This is a genomic window from Mycobacterium intermedium, assembly GCF_002086275.1.
GTDB classification, from domain to species: domain Bacteria; phylum Actinomycetota; class Actinomycetes; order Mycobacteriales; family Mycobacteriaceae; genus Mycobacterium; species Mycobacterium intermedium.
In genome coordinates, this window is record NZ_MVHT01000007.1 from 24,882 (window position 1) to 48,791 (window position 23,910).

General features: G+C 64.4%; 26 protein-coding genes. 12 read left to right on the forward strand and 14 right to left on the reverse strand.

Going from position 1 to position 23,910, the window contains the following annotated elements; genetic code table 11:
• Nucleotides 1-13: 13 nt before the first annotated feature.
• Both BST27_RS04160 and BST27_RS04165 read right to left on the reverse strand, forming a co-directional pair.
• Entirely contained in the window at nucleotides 14-841 is an 828-nt protein-coding gene (locus tag BST27_RS04160) for an SDR family NAD(P)-dependent oxidoreductase (protein ID WP_232007264.1), read from the reverse strand.
• A 105-nt stretch (nucleotides 842-946) separates the two neighbouring features.
• Nucleotides 947-1,702, reverse strand: a complete 756-nt coding sequence (locus BST27_RS04165; RefSeq protein ID WP_249025691.1) for an SDR family NAD(P)-dependent oxidoreductase — start codon at nucleotides 1,700-1,702, stop codon at nucleotides 947-949.
• 264 nt (nucleotides 1,703-1,966) lie between these two features.
• Here BST27_RS04165 and BST27_RS04170 point away from each other — a divergent pair, with 264 nt between their 5' ends.
• Nucleotides 1,967-2,575 (forward strand): TetR/AcrR family transcriptional regulator, encoded by a 609-nt coding sequence (locus BST27_RS04170; protein ID WP_069419111.1) that lies wholly within the window; start codon nucleotides 1,967-1,969, stop codon nucleotides 2,573-2,575.
• Here the strand turns inward: BST27_RS04170 and BST27_RS04175 are convergent.
• From BST27_RS04175 to BST27_RS04195, 5 genes are all read right to left on the reverse strand, one after another.
• Nucleotides 2,559-2,867, reverse strand: coding sequence for a hypothetical protein (locus BST27_RS04175; RefSeq protein ID WP_069419112.1), 309 nt, complete (start codon nucleotides 2,865-2,867; stop codon nucleotides 2,559-2,561). The two genes, BST27_RS04170 and BST27_RS04175, sit on opposite strands and share 17 nt — an antisense overlap.
• A gap of 31 nt (nucleotides 2,868-2,898) precedes the next feature.
• Nucleotides 2,899-4,212: a cytochrome P450 gene (locus tag BST27_RS04180; protein ID WP_232007265.1), complete on the reverse strand. Its 1,314-nt coding sequence runs from the start codon at nucleotides 4,210-4,212 to the stop codon at nucleotides 2,899-2,901.
• 70 nt (nucleotides 4,213-4,282) lie between these two features.
• On the reverse strand, nucleotides 4,283-5,563 hold the full coding sequence (locus BST27_RS04185; protein ID WP_069419114.1) for a DUF427 domain-containing protein: 1,281 nt from the start codon (nucleotides 5,561-5,563) through the stop codon (nucleotides 4,283-4,285).
• Between the two features lie 10 nt (nucleotides 5,564-5,573).
• Entirely contained in the window at nucleotides 5,574-6,341 is a 768-nt protein-coding gene (locus tag BST27_RS04190) for an SDR family NAD(P)-dependent oxidoreductase (RefSeq protein WP_069419200.1), read from the reverse strand.
• Nucleotides 6,342-6,349: 8 nt separating this feature from the next.
• A complete protein-coding gene (locus BST27_RS04195) occupies nucleotides 6,350-6,979 on the reverse strand; it encodes a TetR/AcrR family transcriptional regulator (protein ID WP_249025692.1) in 630 nt (209 codons plus the stop codon).
• Nucleotides 6,980-7,163: 184 nt separating this feature from the next.
• Between BST27_RS04195 and BST27_RS04200 the strand changes: the two genes are divergently transcribed.
• Nucleotides 7,164-7,973 (forward strand): SDR family NAD(P)-dependent oxidoreductase, encoded by an 810-nt coding sequence (locus BST27_RS04200; RefSeq protein ID WP_069419116.1) that lies wholly within the window; start codon nucleotides 7,164-7,166, stop codon nucleotides 7,971-7,973.
• Between the two features lie 3 nt (nucleotides 7,974-7,976).
• Here BST27_RS04200 and BST27_RS04205 read toward each other — a convergent pair whose 3' ends face one another.
• From BST27_RS04205 to BST27_RS04235, 7 genes are read right to left on the reverse strand one after another with little or no spacing between them, the layout of a single operon-like run.
• The gene (locus BST27_RS04205; RefSeq protein WP_069419117.1) at nucleotides 7,977-9,104 is read right to left on the reverse strand and encodes an acyl-CoA dehydrogenase family protein; all 1,128 of its coding nucleotides are present in this window, start codon (nucleotides 9,102-9,104) and stop codon (nucleotides 7,977-7,979) included.
• Nucleotides 9,097-9,759: a nuclear transport factor 2 family protein gene (locus BST27_RS04210; protein WP_069419118.1), complete on the reverse strand. Its 663-nt coding sequence runs from the start codon at nucleotides 9,757-9,759 to the stop codon at nucleotides 9,097-9,099. The genes BST27_RS04205 and BST27_RS04210 overlap by 8 nt, the downstream gene beginning before the upstream one ends.
• Nucleotides 9,756-11,432 (reverse strand): class I adenylate-forming enzyme family protein, encoded by a 1,677-nt coding sequence (locus BST27_RS04215; RefSeq protein WP_079219599.1) that lies wholly within the window; start codon nucleotides 11,430-11,432, stop codon nucleotides 9,756-9,758. The genes BST27_RS04210 and BST27_RS04215 overlap by 4 nt, the downstream gene beginning before the upstream one ends.
• Entirely contained in the window at nucleotides 11,429-12,196 is a 768-nt protein-coding gene (locus tag BST27_RS04220; RefSeq protein ID WP_069419202.1) for an enoyl-CoA hydratase/isomerase family protein, read from the reverse strand. The genes BST27_RS04215 and BST27_RS04220 overlap by 4 nt, the downstream gene beginning before the upstream one ends.
• A gap of 44 nt (nucleotides 12,197-12,240) precedes the next feature.
• Nucleotides 12,241-12,999 carry an SDR family NAD(P)-dependent oxidoreductase gene (locus tag BST27_RS04225; protein WP_232007266.1) on the reverse strand — a complete coding sequence of 253 codons (759 nt, stop codon included), beginning with the start codon at nucleotides 12,997-12,999 and terminating at the stop codon, nucleotides 12,241-12,243.
• Nucleotides 12,980-13,612, reverse strand: coding sequence for a TetR/AcrR family transcriptional regulator (locus BST27_RS04230; protein WP_069419204.1), 633 nt, complete (start codon nucleotides 13,610-13,612; stop codon nucleotides 12,980-12,982). Before BST27_RS04230 ends, BST27_RS04225 begins: the two co-directional genes overlap by 20 nt.
• 2 nt (nucleotides 13,613-13,614) lie before the next feature.
• Entirely contained in the window at nucleotides 13,615-14,496 is an 882-nt protein-coding gene (locus BST27_RS04235; protein WP_079219598.1) for a MaoC/PaaZ C-terminal domain-containing protein, read from the reverse strand.
• Nucleotides 14,497-14,561: 65 nt separating this feature from the next.
• Here BST27_RS04235 and BST27_RS04240 point away from each other — a divergent pair, with 65 nt between their 5' ends.
• The 10 genes from BST27_RS04240 (at nucleotide 14,562) to BST27_RS04285 (ending at nucleotide 23,905) form a co-directional block, all read left to right on the forward strand.
• The gene (locus tag BST27_RS04240; RefSeq protein WP_069419120.1) at nucleotides 14,562-15,632 is read left to right on the forward strand and encodes an LLM class flavin-dependent oxidoreductase; all 1,071 of its coding nucleotides are present in this window, start codon (nucleotides 14,562-14,564) and stop codon (nucleotides 15,630-15,632) included.
• A complete protein-coding gene (locus BST27_RS04245) occupies nucleotides 15,629-17,131 on the forward strand; it encodes a class I adenylate-forming enzyme family protein (protein WP_069419121.1) in 1,503 nt (500 codons plus the stop codon). The genes BST27_RS04240 and BST27_RS04245 overlap by 4 nt, the downstream gene beginning before the upstream one ends.
• Before the next feature lie 13 nt (nucleotides 17,132-17,144).
• On the forward strand, nucleotides 17,145-18,317 hold the full coding sequence (locus tag BST27_RS04250) for an acetyl-CoA acetyltransferase (RefSeq protein WP_069419122.1): 1,173 nt from the start codon (nucleotides 17,145-17,147) through the stop codon (nucleotides 18,315-18,317).
• Nucleotides 18,314-18,712 carry a Zn-ribbon domain-containing OB-fold protein gene (locus BST27_RS04255; RefSeq protein ID WP_069419123.1) on the forward strand — a complete coding sequence of 133 codons (399 nt, stop codon included), beginning with the start codon at nucleotides 18,314-18,316 and terminating at the stop codon, nucleotides 18,710-18,712. The genes BST27_RS04250 and BST27_RS04255 overlap by 4 nt, the downstream gene beginning before the upstream one ends.
• Nucleotides 18,709-19,122 (forward strand): nuclear transport factor 2 family protein, encoded by a 414-nt coding sequence (locus BST27_RS04260; protein ID WP_079219597.1) that lies wholly within the window; start codon nucleotides 18,709-18,711, stop codon nucleotides 19,120-19,122. Before BST27_RS04255 ends, BST27_RS04260 begins: the two co-directional genes overlap by 4 nt.
• A gap of 44 nt (nucleotides 19,123-19,166) precedes the next feature.
• Nucleotides 19,167-21,185 (forward strand): alpha-ketoacid dehydrogenase subunit alpha/beta, encoded by a 2,019-nt coding sequence (locus BST27_RS04265; RefSeq protein ID WP_079219604.1) that lies wholly within the window; start codon nucleotides 19,167-19,169, stop codon nucleotides 21,183-21,185.
• The gene (locus tag BST27_RS04270) at nucleotides 21,182-21,415 is read left to right on the forward strand and encodes a biotin/lipoyl-containing protein (protein ID WP_079219596.1); all 234 of its coding nucleotides are present in this window, start codon (nucleotides 21,182-21,184) and stop codon (nucleotides 21,413-21,415) included. The genes BST27_RS04265 and BST27_RS04270 overlap by 4 nt, the downstream gene beginning before the upstream one ends.
• Nucleotides 21,412-22,263: an enoyl-CoA hydratase/isomerase family protein gene (locus tag BST27_RS04275; protein ID WP_069419125.1), complete on the forward strand. Its 852-nt coding sequence runs from the start codon at nucleotides 21,412-21,414 to the stop codon at nucleotides 22,261-22,263. Before BST27_RS04270 ends, BST27_RS04275 begins: the two co-directional genes overlap by 4 nt.
• 69 nt (nucleotides 22,264-22,332) lie before the next feature.
• Nucleotides 22,333-23,130 carry an enoyl-CoA hydratase/isomerase family protein gene (locus tag BST27_RS04280; protein WP_069419207.1) on the forward strand — a complete coding sequence of 266 codons (798 nt, stop codon included), beginning with the start codon at nucleotides 22,333-22,335 and terminating at the stop codon, nucleotides 23,128-23,130.
• 10 nt (nucleotides 23,131-23,140) lie between these two features.
• On the forward strand, nucleotides 23,141-23,905 hold the full coding sequence (locus BST27_RS04285) for an enoyl-CoA hydratase/isomerase family protein (RefSeq protein ID WP_069419126.1): 765 nt from the start codon (nucleotides 23,141-23,143) through the stop codon (nucleotides 23,903-23,905).
• Nucleotides 23,906-23,910 lie beyond the last annotated feature (5 nt).

Here is a 23,910-nt window from a genome sequence, read left to right on the forward strand (position 1 = left end):
TGTCGTCGAACGATTACCCGAACACGCCCGGCGATTGCGAGTAGTCCACCGTCGACAGCTCGGTCATGCCGCCGTCGACATGCAGCACCGTGCCGGTAACGAAGGCCGCATCATCACTGGCCAAAAAAGCCACCGCCGGCGCGATCTCGGTTTCGGGGTCGGCGCCCCGCTTCATCGGCGACGCGACTGCGGTCCGTGTGTAGTTGTCCCATTCGGTCCCGATCATCGACTCCTGAGCCTCGGTAAGGGCAAACGGGCACAACGCGTTGACCCGGATCCGGTGGCGCGCCCACTCGTTGGCGGCCACCTTGGTCAGCGCGGCCACCGCACCCTTGGCGGCCGAGTAGGGCGCCGTGTAGGCGATGCCACCCAGTGCAGACCCTGACACGAAATTGATCACCGATGCCCGGCCGGAGGCGCGCAGGAACGGGAAGCCGATCTGCATGAACCGAAACGTCGCTTTTGGGCCCGTCGCTTCCGACAACTCCCAATCCTTGTCAGTGACCAGCTCCAACGCCTTCGGCATGGCAAAGAACTGGGCCGCGTTGACCATCACGTCGATCCGGCCGTCGCCGTGATCGGCTGCCTGGTGCACAGCGGCTTCAATATCTTCGCGGCGCGCAACGTTGGCCTTGACAAAAGACGCCGAGCCAGATGCCGCACCAATACTGTCAACACACTCGCGCCCCTTCGCCTCGTTGAGGTCAACGACGGTCACATGGGCTCCCATGCCGGCGAGCGATCGGGCGATCGCACGGCCCAGGCCCTGAGCGCCGCCGGTGACCAACGCGTTTCGGCCTTCCAACCGGGACAACGGCGACTCCTTGAAAAGACTTGACACGATGTAACAGTTGAACACTTTCCGTACAATCATACAATTGTGGCAGATCCGCAGCGCGCTGCCTAGTGGGCCATACCCTGGGCCGGCCAAGGACCGGCTTGTCAATTACCGTTGTTGGCCCGCGGTCACGAAAATGTCCTGGCCGGTGATCGCCGAGGCCGCGTCGGAGGCCAACCACACCGAGACGTCGGCAATTTCCTGCGGTTCGACCAGGCGCGCCAATGCATTCGCCGATGCCAAACGTTGCCGCACACTTTCCGGGGCGACGGACTCTTGGACAGCCAACCTGGCGACGTAGTTGTCAACCAACTCACCGGCGACGGCGCCGATCACGATGGTGTTGACACGGATTCCCAACGAGCCGACCTCCACGGCAAGCGTTTGGCCGAGCGCACTCAGTCCCAACTTCGCGGCCGCATAGTGGGCCTTTCCCGTGCGCACCAGCCTCGCCGCGGCCGAAGAAACGAACTGAATATTTCCGCTGCCACTGCAAATCATGGCTTGCCGCAAGGCTTCTCGGGACAGCACCATTGGTGCGATGAGGTTTGTCTCGAGCACCTCGCGCCAATTCGCGACTGTCGCTTCGCTGACCGCCTGGTCCGTACCGGGCACCGCCGCATTGTTCACCAACACGTCGAGGCGGCCAAAGCGCGAAAGCGCCTGGCCGACAGCCTCGCGGCAGTGATCCTCATTACAGATGTCGGCAACCGCCGTGAGCGATTCACCGCCATCGTCTGCCACAAGTCGGGCCGTCTCCGCAAGTTGCTCGGCCCGACGTGCAACCAGGACGACGTTGGCACCGCACTGTGCGTATCGCCGCGCCAGCACCCGTCCAATGCCTCCGCTGGCACCCGTGATCATCGCTGTCCGACCGCGCAAGTCCGCCGGTCCCACACTCGCCGACCCAGCCTGCCCGACCCCCATACGAAAGCCCTAGCAGCCCAACGATAGTAGCGCCATTTGGACCTCGTTCCCGGGTCGGCCGAATTATCAACAAGGGTACATGTGGCGAACTATCGTTTACATCGGCGGCGCGGTCGGCCGGTCGGTGCGCTGCAACGGTCGGGCCCCTCCCTCACGTAGCATGAAGAATTGGATTATGACTGCTGGTCGGAGGAGTGCAGGTTGACGGACCGAGCCACTGGCGAAGCGGAGGTCGCCGACGAGTTTGATCGCCGCGAACAGATTCTCGACGCCGCAAACGACTGCTTTACCCAGTTGGGCATCCATCGCACCAGTGTGCAGGACGTCGCGCGGATGGCCAAAGTATCCCGCGGCACCATCTACCGTTATTTTGCCGACCGCGACGTATTGATCGAGGCCGCCATCGAGCATGGCGCCCAACGCTTCTACCGCGAAGTCGCCGCCGCGATGGCCCAAAAGAACACGCTGGCCGAACAACTCGGTGCGATGGCCGAGACGAATGCGAGGATCCTTCTCGAACACCGTACCCGCAACCGGCTCATGGCGGATGACTCCGAGCTCATGCGACACATGATCTCCGACGGCGACTCCGCGGTTCGGCGCACCACAAAGTTCTTGGAACCCTATGTGCGCGATGCCCAGAAGCGGGGAGAAGTGGGCGCGGGAGTCGATATCACCGCCGCCAGCGAATGGTTGGCCCGCATGATCTACTCCTTCAACACGGTAAACCAGGGCCTCAGCTTCGACATGTCGAAGCCCGAGACCGTCCGTGGCTACGTGGAGAAATTTGCCGTCAACGGCTTGCGCTGATGCGCAATCGCGATACACCCCTGGCACGGACCAGGTTCAAGAGCAAGTAGGAGACGTACGCGAGGCCGACGACCTTCCAGCGATTCCGCTCCCTCGCCTCCAACAGGGTCAGGCCGATCAGGGTCTCAAAACCCCCGTTGATGTAGGTGTACCGCCGGGGGTGTTCGGGAAAGGCGATCTTGTTGATCGGGTCGAAATAGGCCGGGAAGACGAAGTGGGCCAGCCCGATTCCCACGACGAGCGCCCCCGCCAGAGACCACCAATTTCGGTCGGTCTGGCCGCTAGGTGACATCCGATTCCTTCCTCGCTGCATCGATTGGAGATCAAGCGGGTATCAGCCGCGCGGGCAAGTGGGTCGGACCCCGCAGTGAACTGTTGGTCGACCATGTTGTGGTGCCCTCGATGGAAATCCTCGACACGTTCTCGACCAACTCGCGCAGGACCGCCTGCGCCTCGAGCCGGGCGAGCGGAGCCCCGAGGCACATGTGCGCGCCGTAACCGAACGCGACGTGCATACGAGGATTGCGGTCGGCCCGGTAGTCGTCGGGACTGTCGTAAACCAATGGATCTCGGTTGGCCGCCCCGAACGACAGCATGACGCGGGAACCGGCCGGAATCGTGACGTCACCCACTGGATAGTCGGCCACCGTGTAGCGGTACAGGTTCTGGATCGGCGTGGAGAACCGCAGCTGTTCCTCGATCGCCAACGGGATGAGGTCGGGGCTTTCCCGGATCAGGTCGTACTGCTCCGGGAAGCGAGCGAGTGTGTCGACCAACCCGCCGAGCAGGTTGGTGGTCGTCTCGTTTCCGGCGATCAGCAACAACAACGCGAAAAAGAACAGGTCGTCGTCGGTCATCGCGCCGTCGGCGTTACTGTCGACGAGGCGTCCGATCACCGTGTCGCCGCCCTTCAGTTGGCCGGCGGCGAATTGGTCCATGAAGTACCTCCGCAGCGCCATCACTGCCCCCGCCGCCTTGACCGATCTGCTCATCGCCGGAAGGGTCGGCGCGAAGTCAAGGATCCGAATCGCGGCCTCCGACCAACGTCGGAACTGGTCGACGTCCCGCTCCGGGACCCCGAGAATATGGGCGATCATCCTGATCGGCATCGGGATGGCCAACCTTTGGACGACGTCACACCCCGGGTTCGCCAGTACGTCGGCCACCAGGTCGCGGGCCAGACCGTCGATCATCGGCGTCCAGCTATCCAGCGCGCGCTTGGTGAATGCGGGCTGTACTTTCTTGCGCAGCTGAGCGTGTTGCTCGCCGTCGGTCATCACCAGCGTCGGCATGGAAAACTTCATCCGGGTGACACCCTGCGTGCTGTTGATCTTGTCGGTGTCCGTCAAAGCCGCACGGACATCGGCGTGACGGGCCAGAATCCACGTGCTGCGCTTCGGGCTGTAGTGCACTCGCCCGCCTGCATGCAACTTCCGATACGCCTCATGGGGTTCGGCCGCAGTGATCGGGTCCAGCGGGTCGTAGTCGGTGATATCCGCACCGGCGTAGGCCTTTTCGCCGAGCCGGCGGGTGCGGACCGCGGCCGCGAGGCTGAGGCGCGCCGAAACTGCCAACGGCTTGACGATCGAACCGGCCGCCCGAGCGTTGCGGGAAAGAGCCATTGTGGTCGCAGTCATGACAGCGAGCCTCCTATCCAGGGCGGGAGCGGGCTATGTGTATTTGTATGCGGCTGGCGCGCAAGGCCCGTTACATTGCCGTCCTGCTGTCGTGACCGATGGCGGCAGGATCCGCCGCGAAGTCGCGGATCATCGCCTGCACCGTGTACGACGCGGCCAATCGGCCGTCACGAGTGAAAACCCGCCCGTCGCCTTGCACCAGACCACGACCCGCCCAGAACGCATGGTTGGTGTACAAAAGCCAGTCCGCGATGTCGACGTCGTCATGAAAGGCGATGTCGGCCTTCATGATCCCGGTCGACAGCGTGATGTGCGCGCGGGCCTCACCGAAACCTCGGTGGGGTCGCATGCCCGCGGCGATGATCCAGTGCGTCGTCGACTGCGCCAGCAGGGCCGCCTGCAAGGACCGATCCCGCGGCCCTTCCCGAAACCGCACCCACACGTTGATCACCGGAGGGCCAATCCGGTCGGGATCGGGGTCGTAAGCCGCGTCCACCACCCGGATTTCGCGCCCCGTCATCCCGAAGCCCGGAAATGCCACCGCTGCGTCGGGGCCGGGGACATCCGGCATCCCCTCAGTGGCGCGTATGACATCGCGCGCGCCTGAGTCCGCAAGGACGATCCCGGCGCTGCGCAGTTTGCCGTGCTGGGTGATTCGCACTTCGGCCGACGAGAAGGACTTGCCGCGGCGCAGTACATCGACGGTGAGGTCCACCGGCGCATCGAATGAGGCCGCCTTGGTGAAGATCATCGATGCGGATGTAACCCGTTGTGCTGGAAATGTTTTGGAGGCGGCAACGATGGCCTCCCCCAGCAGCTGACCACCCTCGACGACATTGCGGCGGGTCGGCCCATGCGCTGGGCCGGTGAACCGGCCATCGCCTGCGGGCTCGACATCGATAAGCCGGCGCAGCTCGTCGGCGTCGCCCCACAGCGGGAAGTTGATGGCAACTTTCGTGCCGTCCGGCCAGCTTTCGACAACAACTACCCGCAGCACATCGTCGTAGAACGATACGTATCCGGCGATCCCGGCCACCTCGGGTAGTGGCGTGCGGTATGCCCAGACAACGTTCTCGACCGCAGGGTCCGCGGCGGACAAGGTCCAGTAACTCGCGCGACCTTTGAAAGGACAGACAGTGCTGTGATCCGACGGCACGAAGAGATCCCAGCGAACATCCGACTCGGGGAAGTACAGGCGGTCGTCGTGGTCGCTCTCGGTGACCAGTAGGCAGCGGTCGCTCTCGGCAACGAGGACGTCGCCATGCCACACCTGACCGGTGTGCGGGTACCGGGTGACGTCAATCCGGTAGTCCGGGTGATCCGGCCACGCCGATTCGACCTGCGCTGTCATCGTGGACCTTTCACGACATTTCAGGTTTCACCACCGCTGCAGGCGGACGCAACACCAGCTGCTCGAGACTGACGACAGGAAAGTTCAACGCACTGGCGAAGACACCGGCAAGCACGTCCGCGACCTCGTCGGGTGACATCATTGTTTGTTGCAGCAGGCCTCGCGCGATCCAGTCCTGAACGACGGTCCCCAGCAACTCGCTGTCGAACGCCGCCGTGAACTCGGTAGGCACGGTGCCACCCACCGTGACACAGCAGAAACGGAAGTCGGGATGCTCTGTGCGCCAAGCGTTCAGGCTCTCGTTCAGGGCGGCCTTGCTCGTTGAATAGGCACCGAGACCGAGCCTGGGCTGGCCGATCGTTTCCGAGGAAAGTGCGCCCACGATCGCACCGGGCGCGAGTACCGGCAGACACGCCCTGATCACTTGATGGACGCTGACCACGTTGGTCTGCATCACGTCGAACCAGTCCGCAGCGGAGGTGTCGACAAACATCCGCAAGGGGGCGTAGCCGACTGAGATGAACAGCAAGTCGATGCCACCCAGCCTGTCGCTAGCCGCAGCTGCGATGCGCGCGCAATCGTCGGCGTTGCGCACGTCGGCGGTCACCGTGCTACCGCGGCCCGCCTCCGCCACGACTTCCCCCAGACGTCCTTGGCGGCGTGCGGCGACGAGCAATTCCGCGCCTTCCTTGCCGGCACGCACGGCAAAGGCGCGCCCGATGCCGGCTGACGCACCAACGACCGCGACACGCTTTCCGCGCAAAATCCGTTCACCCATGCCCGTGCTCACCGTAGGCCGTTGACGGCGAAGGTCTCGACATAGCGCCCAACGGTATCCGGTTTGGACATGTCAAATGTCTGCGCCTCGTTGACGGTAGCGAACGAGTAGATGATCCGCGCCAGCCATTCGCTGGCGGCCGCGACGTCGACGCCGGCGCCGACCTCGCCTCGTTCCCGTGCATCGCGGACATAGGGCATCAGAAATGCCGTCGAGCGGCGAACAGCCGTATCCCCGTCGGAGATGATGATCCGCATCAACTCCGCATCATCAGCCATCAGACGGTTGCGCGTGCGATGGTCGAGAAGTATTCGCGCATGCGTTTCCGCCATGGCACCGACCTGCTCGGCGAGGGTGGTCTTTGCTGCCATGGCAGTGGCGACCTCGCGGTAAAAACGCTGCGCACCGAACTCAATCGCGGCACCGATCAACACGTTACGGTCCTCGAAATAGCGGTACACCGTACCGCGCGAGACGCTCGCCACTCGGGCAACGTCCTGAACACTGGTCCGCTGAATGCCGAGTTGGGCGAAACATTCGTTCGCCGCCTCAAGGATCTGGTCCCTGCGGTCGAACTCGTCGGCCGAGTCGAGCTCTGCGCTGATTCGTTCCGTCGACATTCTCGCTCCTCGCGCCACGCCAACCCGCTCACCAATAGTCGTGCCACGCGACAAACGTGCGCCTATTGTTCCGCCAGCCGCAGCACCGCCCTACGCGACCCGCGATTGCGGTAATCATTATGACATAATTCGTTCTGTTGTTCAGGATGCTGATCCGGGGCATATACCGTGCCCCGGACGATGCGCGCAGAAGGGACGGCGGGTGGACCTGGGCGTAGCGGAGCGCAATTTCGTTTTGGTCGGTGGCACCACCGGAATCGGGTTCGCGGCCGCCGAGCAACTCGCTGGTAATGGAGCCAACGTGGCGCTGCTGGCTCGCGACGGCAGTCGTGCCAGCGAGCGGGCCGCGCGCTTGAGCGACCAGCACGGCGTAGCTGCGGTCGGCATCGCCGTTGACATCGCCGCCACCGGTGACGGCGTCCAGCGCGCCATCGACCAGGCGGCTGCCGCGCTGGGTCCGATCCGGGGGCTCGCCGTCACCGCTGGCCCGATGAATCAGCAGGGCCCATTCCTCGAACACGGCGACGACTCGTGGGACTGGTATTACCAATTGATCCTTATGGGCACGGTCCGCTCGTGTCGCGCGGTCATTCCGCACTTGCAGCGCAACGGAGGCGGGACGATCGTGACTACGGCCGCGTATTCCGTCCGGGCACCTAAGATCTTGATTCCGCCCTATAACGCGCTCAAGGCCGCGGTGCTGACGCTGTCGAAGATTCTGGCGAAAACGCACGGCCCCGACGGTATCCGAGTGAATACGGTGTGCCCAGGTCTCTTCGACACCGAAGTGAACGACTTCATTCGCGCCCAGCGCGCGGCGGAATATGGTGTGCCAGAAGAGGACGCGATCTATACGCATCTGGCAAGCAATCCCGACTGGAACATGCGGGTCGCCCTGAGGCGTGGCGGCCTGCCGAACGAAGCGGGCGAACTGATTGCATTCCTGCTGGGTGATCGGGCGGCCTTCATGACCGGTGCGGCCATCAACATCGATGGGGGCACCGACTTCTGAGCTTCAGATCCCGACCTCGTCGGCGAGCAGTGAGCGGTGAAAGTTGGCGTCGCCGAGTAGGTGCCCCGAGGATTTCGCCCGCTTGTAGTACAGATGTGCGGGATGTTCCCAGGTAAAGCCAATCCCGCCGTGAATCTGAATATTTGCCGCTGCGGCACGCGCATACGCGTCCGAACTGCAGGCCTTGGCCAACGACGCCACCGCCGGAAGATCTGCCGAGAGCTGAGCCGCCGCGCGCACGGCGTAATGCGCTACGCCGCGGGCACATTCGACATCGACGAACACGTCGGCGCACTTGTGCCGAATGGCCTGGAAAGACCCGACAGGCTTACCGAACTGTTTGCGCACCTTTGCATAATCGACGGCCATCTCGAGACAGCGCTGCGCCCCACCGACCTGCTCGGTCGCCAGCGCCGCCGAGCCGAGCGCCAGGGTCCGCATCAGTACCGGCCACGCGTTACCGTCGGTCCCGACCAAAGTGGCTGGCGTGGCAGAGAATTCGATGCGTGCCTGCCTGCGGGTCGGGTCCAGGGTCGACAGCGGCCGGCGCGCGACGCGCTCGAACCGGTCGACCGCGAACAGCGATAGGTCGGTTTCCGTCCGAGCAGCCACGAACAGTACGTCGGCGGCGCAACCGTCAACGACATACGTCTTGGCGCCGTCCAACAACCACTCGTCGCCTTCCCTGCGCGCCCGCACCTGGATAGCGTCGGGCGTCCAACGGCCGGATTCCTCGGTGACCGCCAGGGTCGCGACGGTGGTGCCCGATGCGATTCCCGGCAGGTAACGCTGGCGGGCCGCGTCATCGCCGCAATGGATGAGCAGGTTGGCGCCCAGCACTATGGATGCGAAATACGGCGACGGCAGCAGGGCCCGGCCCATTTCCTCCACGACAATGCCGAGTTCGACAAAGGTGAAACCGTGCCCCCCGAATTCTTCCGGGATGGCCAGCCCGGTCAGGCCCAACTCGTCGGACAGTTGAGCCCACAGGGCCGGGTCGTAACCGAGCGGCAATTCCATGTGCCGACGAACCTGCGGTTCGCTGGCCTTGGCCTCCAGGAACGAACGCACCGTTCGACGTAACTCGTTCTGCTCGTCGGAGAAGGCGGAATTCAAGTTAGTGTCAGTCATTCGGATCTCCGGCTCTACCGGTGGGGTTAACCCGCGGTACGTCGGCGCCGCGACGCAGGGTGCGTAACCACTCCCCTACGGCAGCCGGAGCGGGCACGGGTGCGTCAAAGCGTCCCGGGTCGGCGTTCCAGAACGCCTCCCAGGACGGGAATGCATCGTGGAATGCACCGTCATGACGCACGGCGCCCGGCCAGCGGATCTTGTGCGGCCCCACTGGTGGATCGGTGATGTCGCTCTGATACCAGAACAGCGGTGTGCGTCGCAGAAAGTACCAATGACCGTCGCGCCGCACGTATGAGTCCAGATATGCCAGCAGTTCGATGACCCAGGCCGACTCGGTCTCGAGGTCATTGCGGGAGTAAACGAGCCCGCTGGCGGTGTCGGCGTCGTGGATGTCGATCACATGGCCGAGAATTCCGTGGGCGCTGCCTATCAGCGAGCGCCGAATCTCGGTGTCGTACCACTCTCGCATCGCCGCACGGCCTCGGCGCTTGCCCGGCACGCCGACGTCGTCGACGAAAAGATTGGCCAAGCTGTCGAAGTCGCGCATGTCCAGGGCCACCGCGTATTTGGCCGCCAGCTGTCGGATCTCGTCAAGGGCCTCCAGTCGCGCGACACGGGCCTGCAGTTCGGCCAGCGTCTCCCCCTCGGTCACGTCAGCTCTCCAGACGCGAGCCGCTGCACCAGCCGATTTTTGTCGATCTTGTTCGTGGTGGTGTAGGGCAACCGTTCGGCGTCGGGAAGAATGACCCACTTTTTCGGGATTTTGTACGCTGCCAGTTCTTTTCGGCATGCCGCCGTGAATTCTTCCGCCGACGCTTGGCGTCCCTGGTTGAGCACGACGACGCCGCAAACCAAAGCGCCCTTGTCGGCGTCGGGAACGCCTACGACGTAAGCGATCCGGACCCCGTCGATACGGCCGAGCACCGCTTCTACCTCAAGCGGCGCGACATTGGCTCCTGATGTCTTGATCATCTCGTCCGCACGCCCGGTGAAGTACAGGAACCCGTCGTCATCGAGGTACCCGGCATCCTTGGTGTGATACCAGCCGTCGGCGTCGAACAGTTCCGCATGTTGACGTCCGACCATGCCGCGCATCATCGCAGCACCCCGCACGCAGATCTCACCGACAGTGCCGTTTGGCACCACCGCACCGCTTTCGTCGACGACGCGGTGCTCGTAGCCAGGTCCGGATATGCCGAGCGAGCCGCGCTTTGCCTCCGGAACCGGTTCGTGCGGCGGCCACCAGGTGTGCGAACTGCACGTTTCGGTCATACCGAGTTGTGTTACCCGCAGCGAAGGATCTGCAGCACGCGATTCTGGCGGTAACAGCACCTGATGGTATCCCTCGCGCAAGCTGGACAGATCGGTGGACGCGAAGTCGGGGTGGTTGGCCAGTGCCGTCCCGACATGCGGGAAACCCGTTGCGTAGGTGGCCCGTTCGGATTCGAGCAGACGTAACGCTTCGCCGGCGTCGAATCTGTGCTCGGTGAGAATCGTCAACCCGGTTTGCATGGGTCCCAACAGGCCGAAGACCAGCCCGGCGACCCAGAAGAAGGTCATCGGAATGTAGACCCGGTCATGCGGCTTCCACTCGTGCTGAGTGGCGATGAAACGCGAATGGGTGATCACGGTCGCGTGAGTGTGAATGATGCCCTTGGGATCCGACGTACTGCCCGATGTGTAGATGATGACGAGATCGTCGGACGGGCGCACAGTGGCTTCGCATGCCCGCAGGAAGGCTTCGGGCACTGGCTGGGGCCAGCTCGTCGGCCAGCTTCGGTCGGTTTCACCGAGCGGTAAAATGTTGCGTAACTGCGGGAGTAGCGCCACCGCCAGCTGCCCACCCGGGGTCGGAAGCCTCTCTGCGGGCCCGACGGCATCGGACACCCGCGCCAACATATCCTTGCCCAACAGCGAATCCACGGACAGCAAAGTGTGGATGTCGGCGTCGCGGAGTACCCACCGCAGCTCTTGCGGCTGAAAGAACGTGTTGATCGGCACCGCCACCGCACCGATTCGGGTCGCGGCAAGAAGAGCCACGACGAACTGGGGCCCGTTCGGCGCGATCACTCCCACCCGAACGCCCTTGGTAACGCCCGCGGCGATCAGTTGACGGGCCATGACTGCGGATTGGAAATCGGCCTGCGCATAGGTGATCCGCTCGACATTGCCGTCACCCGCCGCGGAGACGATGAAGTCGTTACCACCGTGGGCGGCAACCACGGCGGCCAGCATTGCCGGAACAACCGCCGGGTACGGCAGCGGGTCGTAGCTGAACGTTCGCCGCGGCCGGCTGGGCTGACTTGGCTGACTTGCGCCGGTCATTCAACGACCCACCGCGGTTCACGTTTCTCGGCGAAGGCCAGCATCCCTTCCCGATAGTCGGGATGAGTCAGCTGGTGCTGCAGCACATAGCGGTACGCCACGTCGTTGGCCGCATGTAGTCCGACGTCGAGGGTGGCCCACATCGCCTTGACAGACGCCTGCACCGTGGCCGGCGAAAGCTTGGCGATGTCGAGGGCGATTTCGCGTGCCCGCTCCTGCAGGCGATCGGCCGGTACGACTTCGTTGATCAAACCGATCTCGTGGGCGCGTTGGGCGCTGATGCGCCCCTTCTTGGTCATCAGCGCAAGCTGCATGACCATCGAAAGCGGCATCCTGCGCAGCAACACGGCTGCCTCGAGCGCGAATACGTTGCCGACCGCAAGGTGCGTGTCGATCAGCTCCGCGTGTTCGGCGGCGATGATCAAGTCGGAGTCGGCGACCTGATGTAAACCGCCGCCGACCGCCATTCCGTTGAGCGCGCAGATGACCGGTTTCCAGACGTTGTGGTGCAGCCGCGAACCTGGAACCTTGTTGCGGATACCGCTTTCCGCGGTGGCGCGGATGTCTTGCCCCGCGGAGAAGGCGCGGTCGCCGGCGCCCGTGATGATGGCGACCCGGATGTCCGGGTCATCACGCACCCGCGCCCAAGCCGTGCCGAGTTCGGTACGGGTCAGGTCGTCGGTGGCGTTGAGTCGCTCCGGACGGTTGATGGTGATCGTTGCGACGTGCTCGCTGACCTCGAACAGGATTCTCTTCAGTTCCACGGCATCCCCTGACCTCGACTCGTAGCGACCGTTTGGCTTGGCGTTCACGGCATCCATTGGCCCCCTGACACCGAAATCAACTGACCGGTAACGTGTTTTGCTGCGGGTGAACACAAGAATGCCACCACTGCGGCCACATCACCCGGATCGCCGATCTGCCCGGTCAGGGTGCTCTGACGCATCCTCGCCAATTCTTCCTCGCTCTTGCGCGACAACAGCCACGGTGTCGCCGTGGTCCCAACAACCACGGTGTTCACCCGAATGCCGTGCTCCCCCAACTGCACAGCCATCAGTCGGCTCAGGCCTTCCACTCCGGCCTTGGCGGCCGCGTAAGCCGGCGGGCCGGTCCGCACCCCGTGGGCCGACACCGAACTGATGTTGACGATCGACCCGCCGCCGTCGGCCACCATCTGTCGGGCGGCAACCTGCGAGACGACGAATGTGCCTTTGAGGTTGACGTCGACGATGCGGTCCCAGTCCTCATCGGTCTGATCGAGAAACGATCCCGGTAGCGTCATCCCGGCGTTGTTGACCAGCGCACTGACAGGCCCATGTTGTTCGGCCAGGCCGGACAGCGCATCTTCCACCGCGGCACGGTCGGTGATGGACAACTCCAGCGGGATGAGCAAGCCCGATCGGGCGACATCGGAGTCACCAGCCCGTGCAATGGCTTTCGCATTGATATCCATGGCGATCACCCGGTGACCGGCGGATATCAACTCCGCGACAATCGCCTCCCCAATTCCCCGCGCCCCTCCGGTGACGACCGCGAGCGGACGGGCTTCAGCCGACACGCTGTCCATCCCCATGTCCTCCGGTCGATGCGCAGCGCTCGATCGCCTCGATGGACGGCCGCACCAGTTCCACGGACTCGGCCATCAATTCGCACAGATCGCCCTCCCCGCCACCTGCGACCCAGGCATCAATGGCAGCGCGATTCGCGCCGTTGATCAACGCCGCCGCCAGTCGGGGCCACAGGTCTGAATCCGCATCGCTGTTCAGCCACCGGGCAACCTCGGCGGTGAGCTGGTCAATCCAGTCCTCGTTGATCCGCAACATGGTCGCGCGCAATGGCGGCACGCTGTGGTACATCCGCGCGCGAACCACGAAGATCTCCGGCTGGTTCATAATCGCCTCTGCAACAGCCGAAGACGCCTCGAAGAGCGCTCCCCACAACGAGCTCGAGTGCGAGGCGCGAAACCTGCGGGTGGCCTCGCGGAGCCGTTCGACATATCCGTCAAACAGGATGTCATCTTTGGTGGCGAAGTGACGGAAGAACGTGCGCGGAGCCACACCCGCGGCCGCGGAAATCTGTTCGACGGTGGTCGCCTCGTAGCCATGCAAGGTAAACAGTTCCAGCGCAGCATGTATCAGCGCCTGGCGGTTGCGCAGTCCACGTGCCCGTCGTTGATCCACGATCACCCCGCTGCCGCGACGCCCGCTACCACAGCGGTGCCCGAACTCAACGCCACGACATCACCCTGCAGGGTACGGAAACGCACGGAGTCTCCGGTTTGCCAGATCTCGGTGCGCAGCGGGGCATCCAGCTTGACCGGCTTGGCGAACCGGCAGCTCACGGACGTCAAGGCTTGCGGGTCACCGCCGCCAACCGTGTTGATGACGGCACGCGCGGCGAATCCCAGCGTGCACAGGCCGTGCAGGAAGACGTCGTCGAAGCCGTACTTGCGGGCCACCTCTGGGTCGATGTGCAGTTGATTGCGGTCACCGGACAGCCGATAGATCGCTGCCTGCTCCGGACGGATGACGTCCTCGAAGAATGTGTCCGGCGCGACGTCCGGATCCGGCTCCGCCGCGGGTCCGCGGGTACCGCCGAAACCGCCTGCGCCCAACACCATCGTCTGTGATCGGGTGACGAAGACGGTGCCGTCCGCGTCGGTCCCGCGGCCGGTCAGCTCCACCACGGCATGCTTGCCCGTGTCCCACACCGCCGACACCGTGGCCTGCACGCTCAGTTCACCGCGCGGCCCGATCGGCCGGTGCAGTTCCAGCGACTGCGCGGAGTGCACGATCGGAAACGTACCGAGGTCAAGGACGGTCCGCAGATCCTTGACGGCCCACCAGTTGGCAATGAGCGCAAAGGTCGGCAGCACCGCCGGACCCAACGCCTCGTTCAGCAGGGCCAGCTCGGTTGGCGGGCGAGCACCGACCCCTAGCGCGTAGAGGATCACATCGGTCTGATCCCACTGAAAGGTCGTCGATTCCAACGCGGTTCCGACCACGGAGTCGGACAGGCCCACGGCGTCTCCCAGGGTATGTACGAATTGACGTTGTTTGTTCAATCGTGCAATATAGTGGCAGTAACTGCAACTAGTTTTGCCAGGTCTATCTTGCGGGAAGGACCAACATGAAGTTCGGTGTGTTCATCCTCGGCGACAAGCCCAATCACCTCAGTGAACGTGAGGTGCTGGCCAACGTGTTGCAGGAGGCACGCTGGGCAGAAGAACTCGGTTACGACGAGGTATGGCTGGCCGAGCACCACTTCTCTCCGTACGGCATGCTGCCCGACCTTCCGCAGGTGGCCACGGCCATCGCCGCACAGACCGAGCGCATCCGGATCGGGACCGCATGCATGGTCGCGCCCTTCCACGACCCGATCCAACTGGCCGAACGGATCGCTGTCGTCGACGTCCTGTCGGGTGGCCGGTTCGACGCCGGGTTTGGCCGTGGTTACCAGTCGCACGAGTTCAAGGGCTTCGGCATTTCGATGGATGAGGCCACCGGCAGGTACCAGGAGTGCGTCGAGATCGTCGACCGCCTGCTGACCGAGGAGAACGTCAGCTACCACGGCAAGTACTTCCAGATTGAGGACGTGACCATCTATCCGCGACCGGGGCGGAAGATTCCCGTGTGGGGCACGGTGATGAAGACGCCGTCGAGCTTCGAATGGCTTGCCGACAAGGGCTACGGTGCGATCATCGGCAACCCCTATCAGGTCGACCCGGATCTGAAGGGAGCACTGGACATCTACCTGGATGTGCAGTCCAGGAAGGGACTCGACGCGGCCACCGGCAACGTCTGGGCGTTGCTGAACGCGTTCTGCCACGAAGACGACGGGTTCGCCCGCAGCTATCCCCGCCAGAGTGTGGAGTTGTCGATCGAGACGCATCGCAAGTATTCGAACCCATTCGAACGCGGCGGGGAGATACCGGCCGACTACAAGGCCTACGCGGACTGGTTTGAGAAGCACGACAAGCAGAGCTACGAACAGGTGCTGAACTCACACCTGACGCTGATGGGCAACCCGGAACGCATCATCGGCAAGATGCGCACCGTCATCGACATGGGTTGGCGCAACATCATTCTTCGTATGTCGCGCGGCGGGGCGATGGAACGCTCCAAGGTGTACGACTCGATGAAGTTGTTCGCCCAAGAGGTGATCCCGGCGGCCTCCGAACTCGCGGCAGCTGCGGTTTGAGCCAGCGGCTGGCCGACCGCATCCGCGCGGTTCTGGCACTCGACCCCGAGGCACCCGCGATCGAGTACGAGGGTGAGTGGTCGACCTGGCAGTCGCTGGCGGATGTCGCTTCCGGCGTCGAAAGACACCTCGCTGCAGCCGGTTTGGGCGAGGGATCCCCCATCGGCTTGATATTGCGAAACCACCCTGCCACGATCGGCGCAATGCTCGGTGTGCTGCAGGCGGGTGCCTGCGTCGTCACGATCAACCCGGCGCACGGGGACACCGGACTGACGTCAGACATCCGCGGGCTGCGACCGGCCGCGCTGGTAGCGCTGGAGACCGACTGGCAACGCACCGGCGTCGTCGACGCCGCGGCCGGTTCGCTGGGGTTGCAGGTCATGCTCCATCCGGCCCGCGTAGCACCCGTCGCCGGACTCGAAGGTCCGACAGCGCGGCCAGACCAGAACATCGCCGTCGGCACCGATCCCACAGCGGTCTTGATGCTGACCAGTGGCACCACCGGTCCACCCAAGCGGATTCCACTGTCCTACAGCGCGTTCGAGCACACGTTGACCGCGGCGGGCACGCATTACAGCAAACACCGAACGCCTGACCTCAAATTGCGTTCGGGTGTGGCGATAGTATCGGCACCCCTGGTGCACATGTCCGGCCTGTTCCGGACCCTGCACAACCTCTGCGAAGGCCGAAAGATTGCGCTGTTACCGCGATTTCGGGTGAGCGACTTCGCAGACCTGGTAGTCCGACACCGCCCGCGCGCGGTGAGTCTGGTGCCGTCCGCGCTCGCGATGGTGCTGGACGCCGACGTGCCGCCGGAAGTGTTCTCCAGCGTCGAGGTGGTGACGTCGGGCACCGCACATCTGCCGGTAGACGTGCAGACAGCGTTCGAGGAGCGTTACGACGTCGCGGTCTTACCGTCATACGGGGCAACCGAATTCGCCGGCGGCGTCGCCGGTTGGAACCTCGCGCTGCACCGGCAGTGGGCGTCCACCAAGCGGGGAAGCGTGGGACGGCCGCAGCAGGGGCGCGAGATTCGTGTCGTCTCCATCGATGACGGCACCGAGGTGCCCCCCGGGGCGCAGGGCCGAATCGAAGTGCGCACCACCGGCGGGGACTGGGTGCGTACCACCGATATCGGTCGGGTGGATGCCGACGGTTTCGTGTTCATCGACGGGCGCAGCGATGACGTCATCATTCGTGGCGGCTTCAAGATCACGCCGGCCGATATCGTCAACGTCCTGCGTACGCATCCGGCGGTCCGCGACGCCGGCGTCACCGGCCTACCCGATGAACGCCTGGGCCAAGTCCCGGTGGCGGCGGTCGAATTGGCCCACGGCGGCCAGGCGACGTCGGACGATCTCCTGGCATATCTGCGCGCACGGCTCAGCAGCTACCAGGTTCCGGCCCAATTGATCATCGTCGACGAGTTACCCCGCACACCGTCGCTGAAGGTCAGCCAGCCTGGTATCCGCGAATTGTTTGGTGGGTTGTCCGGATGAAAGGGGTGCGTACGTGACTGCTGACGTCCGCGGCGCTGCCGCCATCGTCGGTGTGGCCGACGAGGTTTCGCCGACGGGTGTGATCGACGTTGCGCTGCGGGAGCTCGAGGCACGCGTGGTCACTGCCGCGCTGGCCGACGCGGGCCTGTCACTGCGCGATGTCGACGGGCTGTGCACCTGCACCGGGGGAACGCTTATGCATTCCGTCGAGTTAGCCGAATACCTGGGAATCACACCGCGATTCACCGACGCCACCCAGACCGGTGGTGCCAGTTACGGACTCTACGTCGAACACGCCGCGGCCGCGATCGCGGCCGGTGCGGCCGAGACGGTCGTGATCGTGTACGCATCCACGCCGCGCGCGGCCCGGAAACGGGGCGAGAAGGGACTCGGCGTCTTCGCCACCCCGGAGCGCCTCGAGTGGGAGACGCCATTCGGAGTGATGCTGCCGATCAGCGCCTACGCCCTGGCCGCCAACCGCCACATGGCAACCTACGGAACCACCGCCGAGCAGCTGGCTCAGATCGCCGTCGACACCAGACGGTGGGCCGCCCTGAACCCACGCGCCTACCTGCGCGACCCGATCACCGTGGACGATGTCCTGGCTTCCGGGTTCATCGCCGAACCGCTGCACAAGCTGGAATGCTGCCTGGTGACCGACGGCGCCGCGGCGATCGTGCTCACCAGCGCAGCACGCGCCCGCGACCTGGCCAGGCCGCCGGCGTTCGTTCTGGGCGCGGCCTCTAGCGCGTCGCACGCGATGATCTCGCAGATGCCGGATCTGACGGTCACCCCCGGGGCGGTCTCCGGCCCGGCCGCCTTCCAGACCGCCCGGCTCGATCCCGGTGACATCGACGTCGTCGAACTCTATGACTCGTTCACCATCACGGTCCTGCTCGCCCTCGAAGACCTTGGCTTCTGCCCCAAGGGCGAAGGTGGAGCATTCGTCGGCGACGGTGCTTTGGCGCCCGGGGGGACACTGCCCGGCCAGACGACCGGCGGCGGACTCGCCTACACCCACCCGGGCGCGTTCGGCGCCTTCCTGCTCGTCGAGGCCGCCCGGCAACTGCGGGGTGAGTGCGGCGAACGACAGGTGCCCAACGCGAAGACCGCGGTAGCACACGGCACCGGCGGGGTGTTGTCGGCGACCTCGACCGTGATTCTCGGAACGGAGGACACACTGTGAGCGCTGCACTGCCGGTCCCCGAACCGAGTGCTGTTTCGGCACCGTTCTGGGACGCCACCCGACGACACGAATTGACGATGCAGCGGTGCGAATCATGCAGTCGCCTGGTGTGGTACCCACGGTTCGTCTGCCCGCACTGCGGGGGATCGTCGCTACAGTGGGAAAGACTGAGCGGAGGCGGTGTCGTGTACGCGGTGAGCGTGCACCACCGCGCGGCGCTACCCGCGCTCGCCGACAAGGTCCCCTACTCGGTGGTCTTGGTGGATCTCGACGAGGGAGTTCGGCTGATGTCCAATGTGTTTGGCCCGCCGCCTGCGGTGGGCGAGCGCGTCGGACTGGCGTGGGTACCGCTGGATGACGGTCGCAATCTTGCGGTGTTCGAGCGGCAGCGATGATTCCGGATGCCGGTCTGCAACGGGTTCGCGAGGACCTGGTGCTACGCCACGTCGCCGCCGAGAATGCGCGGGACGCGGACGCGGCGCTGGCCACCTTCACCCGACCGCGCTACGAGATCATCCCTACCGGCGTGGTTTTCGACGGACATGACGCGGTGCGCGCCATGCTGTTGAAGCAGTGGGAAGACCTGCCGTCGCTGCACTACACCGCCGAGGCGATCTATCACGGCGAACACGGACTGATCGTGGAGACCCGAACAACCGCACCCGGCACTTCGATCGACATGTTGAGTGTGAATTTGTTCGGTTTCGCCGGACCCGACCTGATCCTCGAGCGCTGCTATTTCGACCGGATGTTGCTGGCAGAGCAACTGGCGGCAGCCGGTCGGACGAATGAACAAACTTCGTAATATTGTAAACTCGCCGCTGAGCGCACATCGCGAAGGAGCAAGTGGTGGCCACGCAGGTAGATGCCGGGATTCCATCGTTGAGCAGCGACCCAGCTCTGGAGTTGTACCGGCTGATGAGCAAGGTGCACCACAGTGACCGACGGGTCCGAAAAGGGCTGTCATCGGGCGAGATCGCGATGAGTTACTGGCCCGTGGAGGGCCAGGAAGCGATGTCGGCGGGCGCGGCTTTGGCCCTCGCACACGACGATCAGCTGGTCACCACTTATCGAGGCCTCGGCGACGTGGTTGCCAAAGGGATCGACCTGCCGAAATATTTTGCCGAGATTCTCGGGCGCAGCACCGGCTTGTCGAAAGGCAAGGCCGGGGCGATGGGCATCTTCGACCCTGACCACGGAATCGCTTGGACCACCGGCATCGTCGGCGCGGGACCCCTGATCGCCAACGGAATTGCCCTGGCCCAAGCCATGCAATCCACCGGACGAATCGTGCTGGTGAGCTTCGGAGACGGCGCGACCAGTATCGGCTACGTCCACGAAGCGATGAACATGGCGGCGTTGTGGGCGCTACCCGTGGTGTTCTTTTGCCAGAACAACGCGTGGGCCGAATGCACCCCCGTGGCTGGCTATACGCGTTCGACGCGACTGTCCGATCGCGCCGCGGGCTACCAGATGCCGGGCGTGACCGTCGATGGCACCGATCCGCACGCCGTCTACCAGGCGGTGGCGCAGGCCGTCGAGCGTGCGCGCTCTGGTGGCGGCCCGTCCTTCGTCGAGGCCGTCGCCTACCGCCTCCAGGGGCATTACTTCGGCGACCAGATGACCTATGCCGACCCCGAAGAGCTTGCGGCCAAGCGCGCCGACCCCCCATTCGCGCGGTACCGGCGACATCTCATCGACAACGGTTCGGCCACTGAGGCCGAACTGGACCGCGTCGATGCCGAGCTGATAGCCGAGATCGATGCGGCCTTCGCCGCTGCGCGCGACGCCGAACCGACAGCGGTCGACGAACTCGACCGCGACGTCTTCGCCGCGGACGGCACCGAATTGGCCCCACCCGTGGCCCAGCGCGCCAGCCTGCCGGACGGCGACACCGAGAATCTCGGCCTGGTGCAAGCGATTCACCGCACGCTGGACCGCGCCATGGCCGCGGACGAATCGATCGTGCTGCTCGGGGAAGACATCGCCGACCCAGCGGGTGGCATGTTCAAAATCACCGCAGGGCTATCGACGAAGTACGGTGCCGACCGGGTCCGCGACACCCCGATCGCCGAGAGTTCGATCATCGGCGCCGCAATCGGGGCAGCCCTCGGCGGACTGCGGCCGGTCGCGGAGCTGATGTTCATGGACTTCCTCGGAGTCGCCATGGACCAAATCGCCAACCATGCGGCCAAGATTCGATACATGTCCGGCGGCCGGCAGGGCGCGCCGATGATCATCCGCGTCATGGTGGGCACCGCCGCGGGCCCGCAGCACTCGCAAGCATTCGAAGCCTGGGCGATGCACACCCCGGGCATCAAGGTCGTCTGGCCCAGTACCGCCGCAGACGCCGCCGGGCTGCTCAATGCGTGTCTCGCAGAGGACGATCCTTGCCTGTTCGTCGAGTCGATGAAGCTGTTTTACGGAGGCGGAAAAGGACCGGTGCCGACCGCCGACTATGTGATCCCGTTGGGGCAGGCCGACATCAAGCGCGTCGGCAGCGACGCGACCATCTGCACCTACGGATCTATGGTGCACGCGGCGTTGGATGCGGCTGATCGCCTTGCGGCCGAGGGTGTCTCGGTCGAGGTGGTCGACTTGCGGACCCTCGTGCCGTTGGATCTGACCACAGTGCTCGAATCGGTCCGCAAGACGCGCCGCCTGGTCGTAACACACGAGTCGGTGGGGTTCTGCGGACCCGGCGCTGAGATCGCAGCCGCGGTGGGGGCCGAATTGTTCGGCGTTCTCGAAAGACCCATTCAACGGGTGGCCGGCAGCTACACACCGGTGCCGCGGGCGGCCACCCTGGAAGCCGCTTGCCGCCCGGACGCCGCCCGGGTCGTCGACGCCGTCAGGAGGATCGTGTGATAGAGGTGCGTATGCCCAAGCCGGGTGACGCGATCACCGAAGCCGAATTGATCGAGCGCTACGTGGCCGACGGCGCGCGAGTTGCGGAGGGCGACTTGCTTTATCAAATTGCCACGGACAAGGTCGAGATGGACATCGAAGCTCCGGCCAGCGGCGTGGTTGGCTGGAAGGTCGACGTCGGCCAGTCCTACGACGTAGGTACCCTCCTCGCGGTAATCGACGACAAATGACCGCGCTACCGCATTCGACCGAGGTGGACCTGGCCGCGCCTGAGCTCGTCGGACGGATCGAGGGCGACACGTTGACCGTCACGATCAACCGGCCCGAAAAGAAGAACGCCGTCACCGCGGACGGCTATCACGGAATCAAACGGGCAGCCATGATCGTCGCCGACGAGCCCGCCTTGAATTTCCTGGTAATCACCGGCGTTGGCGAAACCTTTTGCGCCGGCGGAGATATGAACGCCGACCATAACCCGGACCGGCGGTGGGATGCCTTCACCGAGTCCTATGACGGGACGCCGTTCGAAACGTTGGGCAAGATCCCCAAACTCGTCGTATGCGCCGTCAACGGCATCGCGCTCGGTGGGGGTCTGGTCATGACGTTGTTCGCGGATCTGGTTATCGCCTCCGACAAAGCTCGATTCCGCGTGCCAGACCTCACCCGCGGCGTGTACGAGGCCTTCGTTGCCGCACGGCTGCCACAGCGACTGGGCACGCTACGGGCCAATCACCTTATTTACGGCAATGATTGGATCGATGCGGTCGAGGCGGAGCGACTCGGTCTGGTCGGCAAGGTCGTGCCGCACGACACGCTGCTTTCCGAGGTCGACACTCTGCTCGATCGAGTTCGCAAGACCGGCCCCGCCGCACGGGCAGCAATGAAACGCGAGATGGCCCGCGCCTTACCCCCCGTCGACGTCACCGGTTACTGGTCGTCCATCGGCACCGCCGAGCAGATCGAAGCCTTTACCGCGTTCCTGCAGAAGAGATCACCGGAATGGCCGCCGGCCAATGATGACCGTGCCGCCTTCGTGCAGACACGTCGTCCGATCTACCTGCCACCCCAGCCCGACTGACGTCACATCGACGTGAATCAACATGGCCTGCATGACAAATAGACACTATTTGTTCTATCATTCAGCATGATGACGGACATACCGCGCGGCACCTCGGAACTGACCGGATGCAACGAAATCCTGGTTGCTGCGGACGGGCCAGTCCGGATCGTGACGCTGAACAACCCGGACAACGCCAACGCGGTCAACAACACGATGCACACCGCGTTCACCCGACTGTGGGCCTCGCTCGCCGAGGACCCCGACGCCCGCGCGGTCCTGATCACCGGCACGGGAGACTACTTCTCCGCGGGCGGAAACCTGGTGGAGTGGCTGGAAACTCATGTCAACAACCCGGTCACTCGCCGCGCCGGGATGCGTGACGCTCGGCGAATTGTGCGTGACATGATCGACTTTCCGCTGCCCGTTGTCGCTGCAGTGAACGGGCCGGCGGTCGGATTCGGCTGCAGCATCGCCGTGTTGTGTGACATCGTGCTGATCTCCGACCGGGCATTCTTCGCCGATACCCACGTCGCGAGCGGCCTGGTCGCCGGCGACGGCGGGTCGGTGCTGTGGCCATTGTTGATGAGCCTGATCAAGGCCAAGGAGTACCTGATGCTCGGCGAGCGCATCAAGGCGGAGAAGGCCGTCGAGTTGGGCCTGGCCAACCGGGTGGTGCCGCACGCCGAGATCAAGCAAGAGGGCCTCGCGGTGGCACACCGCCTTGCGGCGCTACCCGCGCGGGCGGTTCAGGACACCAAGCGGACCTTGAATCTACATGCGCAGCGCGCAATTACCGGCATTCTTGAGTACGGAATATCGGCCGAGACGGAGTGTTTCACCACTCCCGAGCACCGCGCCGCGATCGACAAGTTCCTCAACCGGTAACGCACAGGCCATGGACGACACCGCGGACGCTGCATTAATCCTGCGCGAGGACCACGACGGTGTCACGACACTGTTGCTCAACCGGCCCCGCCAGCGCAACGCTTTGCGCTACGAGTCGTGGACCGAGCTGTCGGCGCTGCTCGGCGCTGCCGTCGAAGACCGCAGCCGCGCCGTGGTTCTCGCCGGATCAAATGGATTCTTCTGCGCCGGTGGGGATTTGAAAACCGGCCCGGCACACGGTGATGGACCTTTGGCGCCCGCCGGCCGCGTCGAACACGCACAACGGGTCATGGCGCAACTCAGGGCACTTCCAGTGCCGACGATCGCTGCGGTCGAGGGCGCCGCGGTCGGCCTCGGTTGGAGCCTGGCCCTGTCGTGCGACCTCGTGGTGTGTGCCTCCGACGCGTTCTTCGCCGCGCCGTTCGTGGCACGCGCGGTGGTGCCCGACGGCGGACTGGCCTGGCGTCTCACGGAGCAACTGGGTCGCCACCGCGCGGCATCGCTGTTGCTTCGCGGTGGCAGATTGCCTGCCGTCGAAGCCGAACGGATCGGACTAGTTACCGATTTGGTGGAACCAGGGACGGCAATCGACCGTGCGCGTGACATCGCCATCGAGTTGATGAAGGCCGACCCCGGTGCGGTGGAAATGACCAAGAGGCTTATCAATTCGGCCGAAAGCGCTCAACTGGCATCGTTCCTGCCGCTCGAACTGGCGATGGCGACCGTGGCACAGCAACGCTCGGCCGCGGCAGACGCGCGAACCGCCTTCTCCTAGCCTCA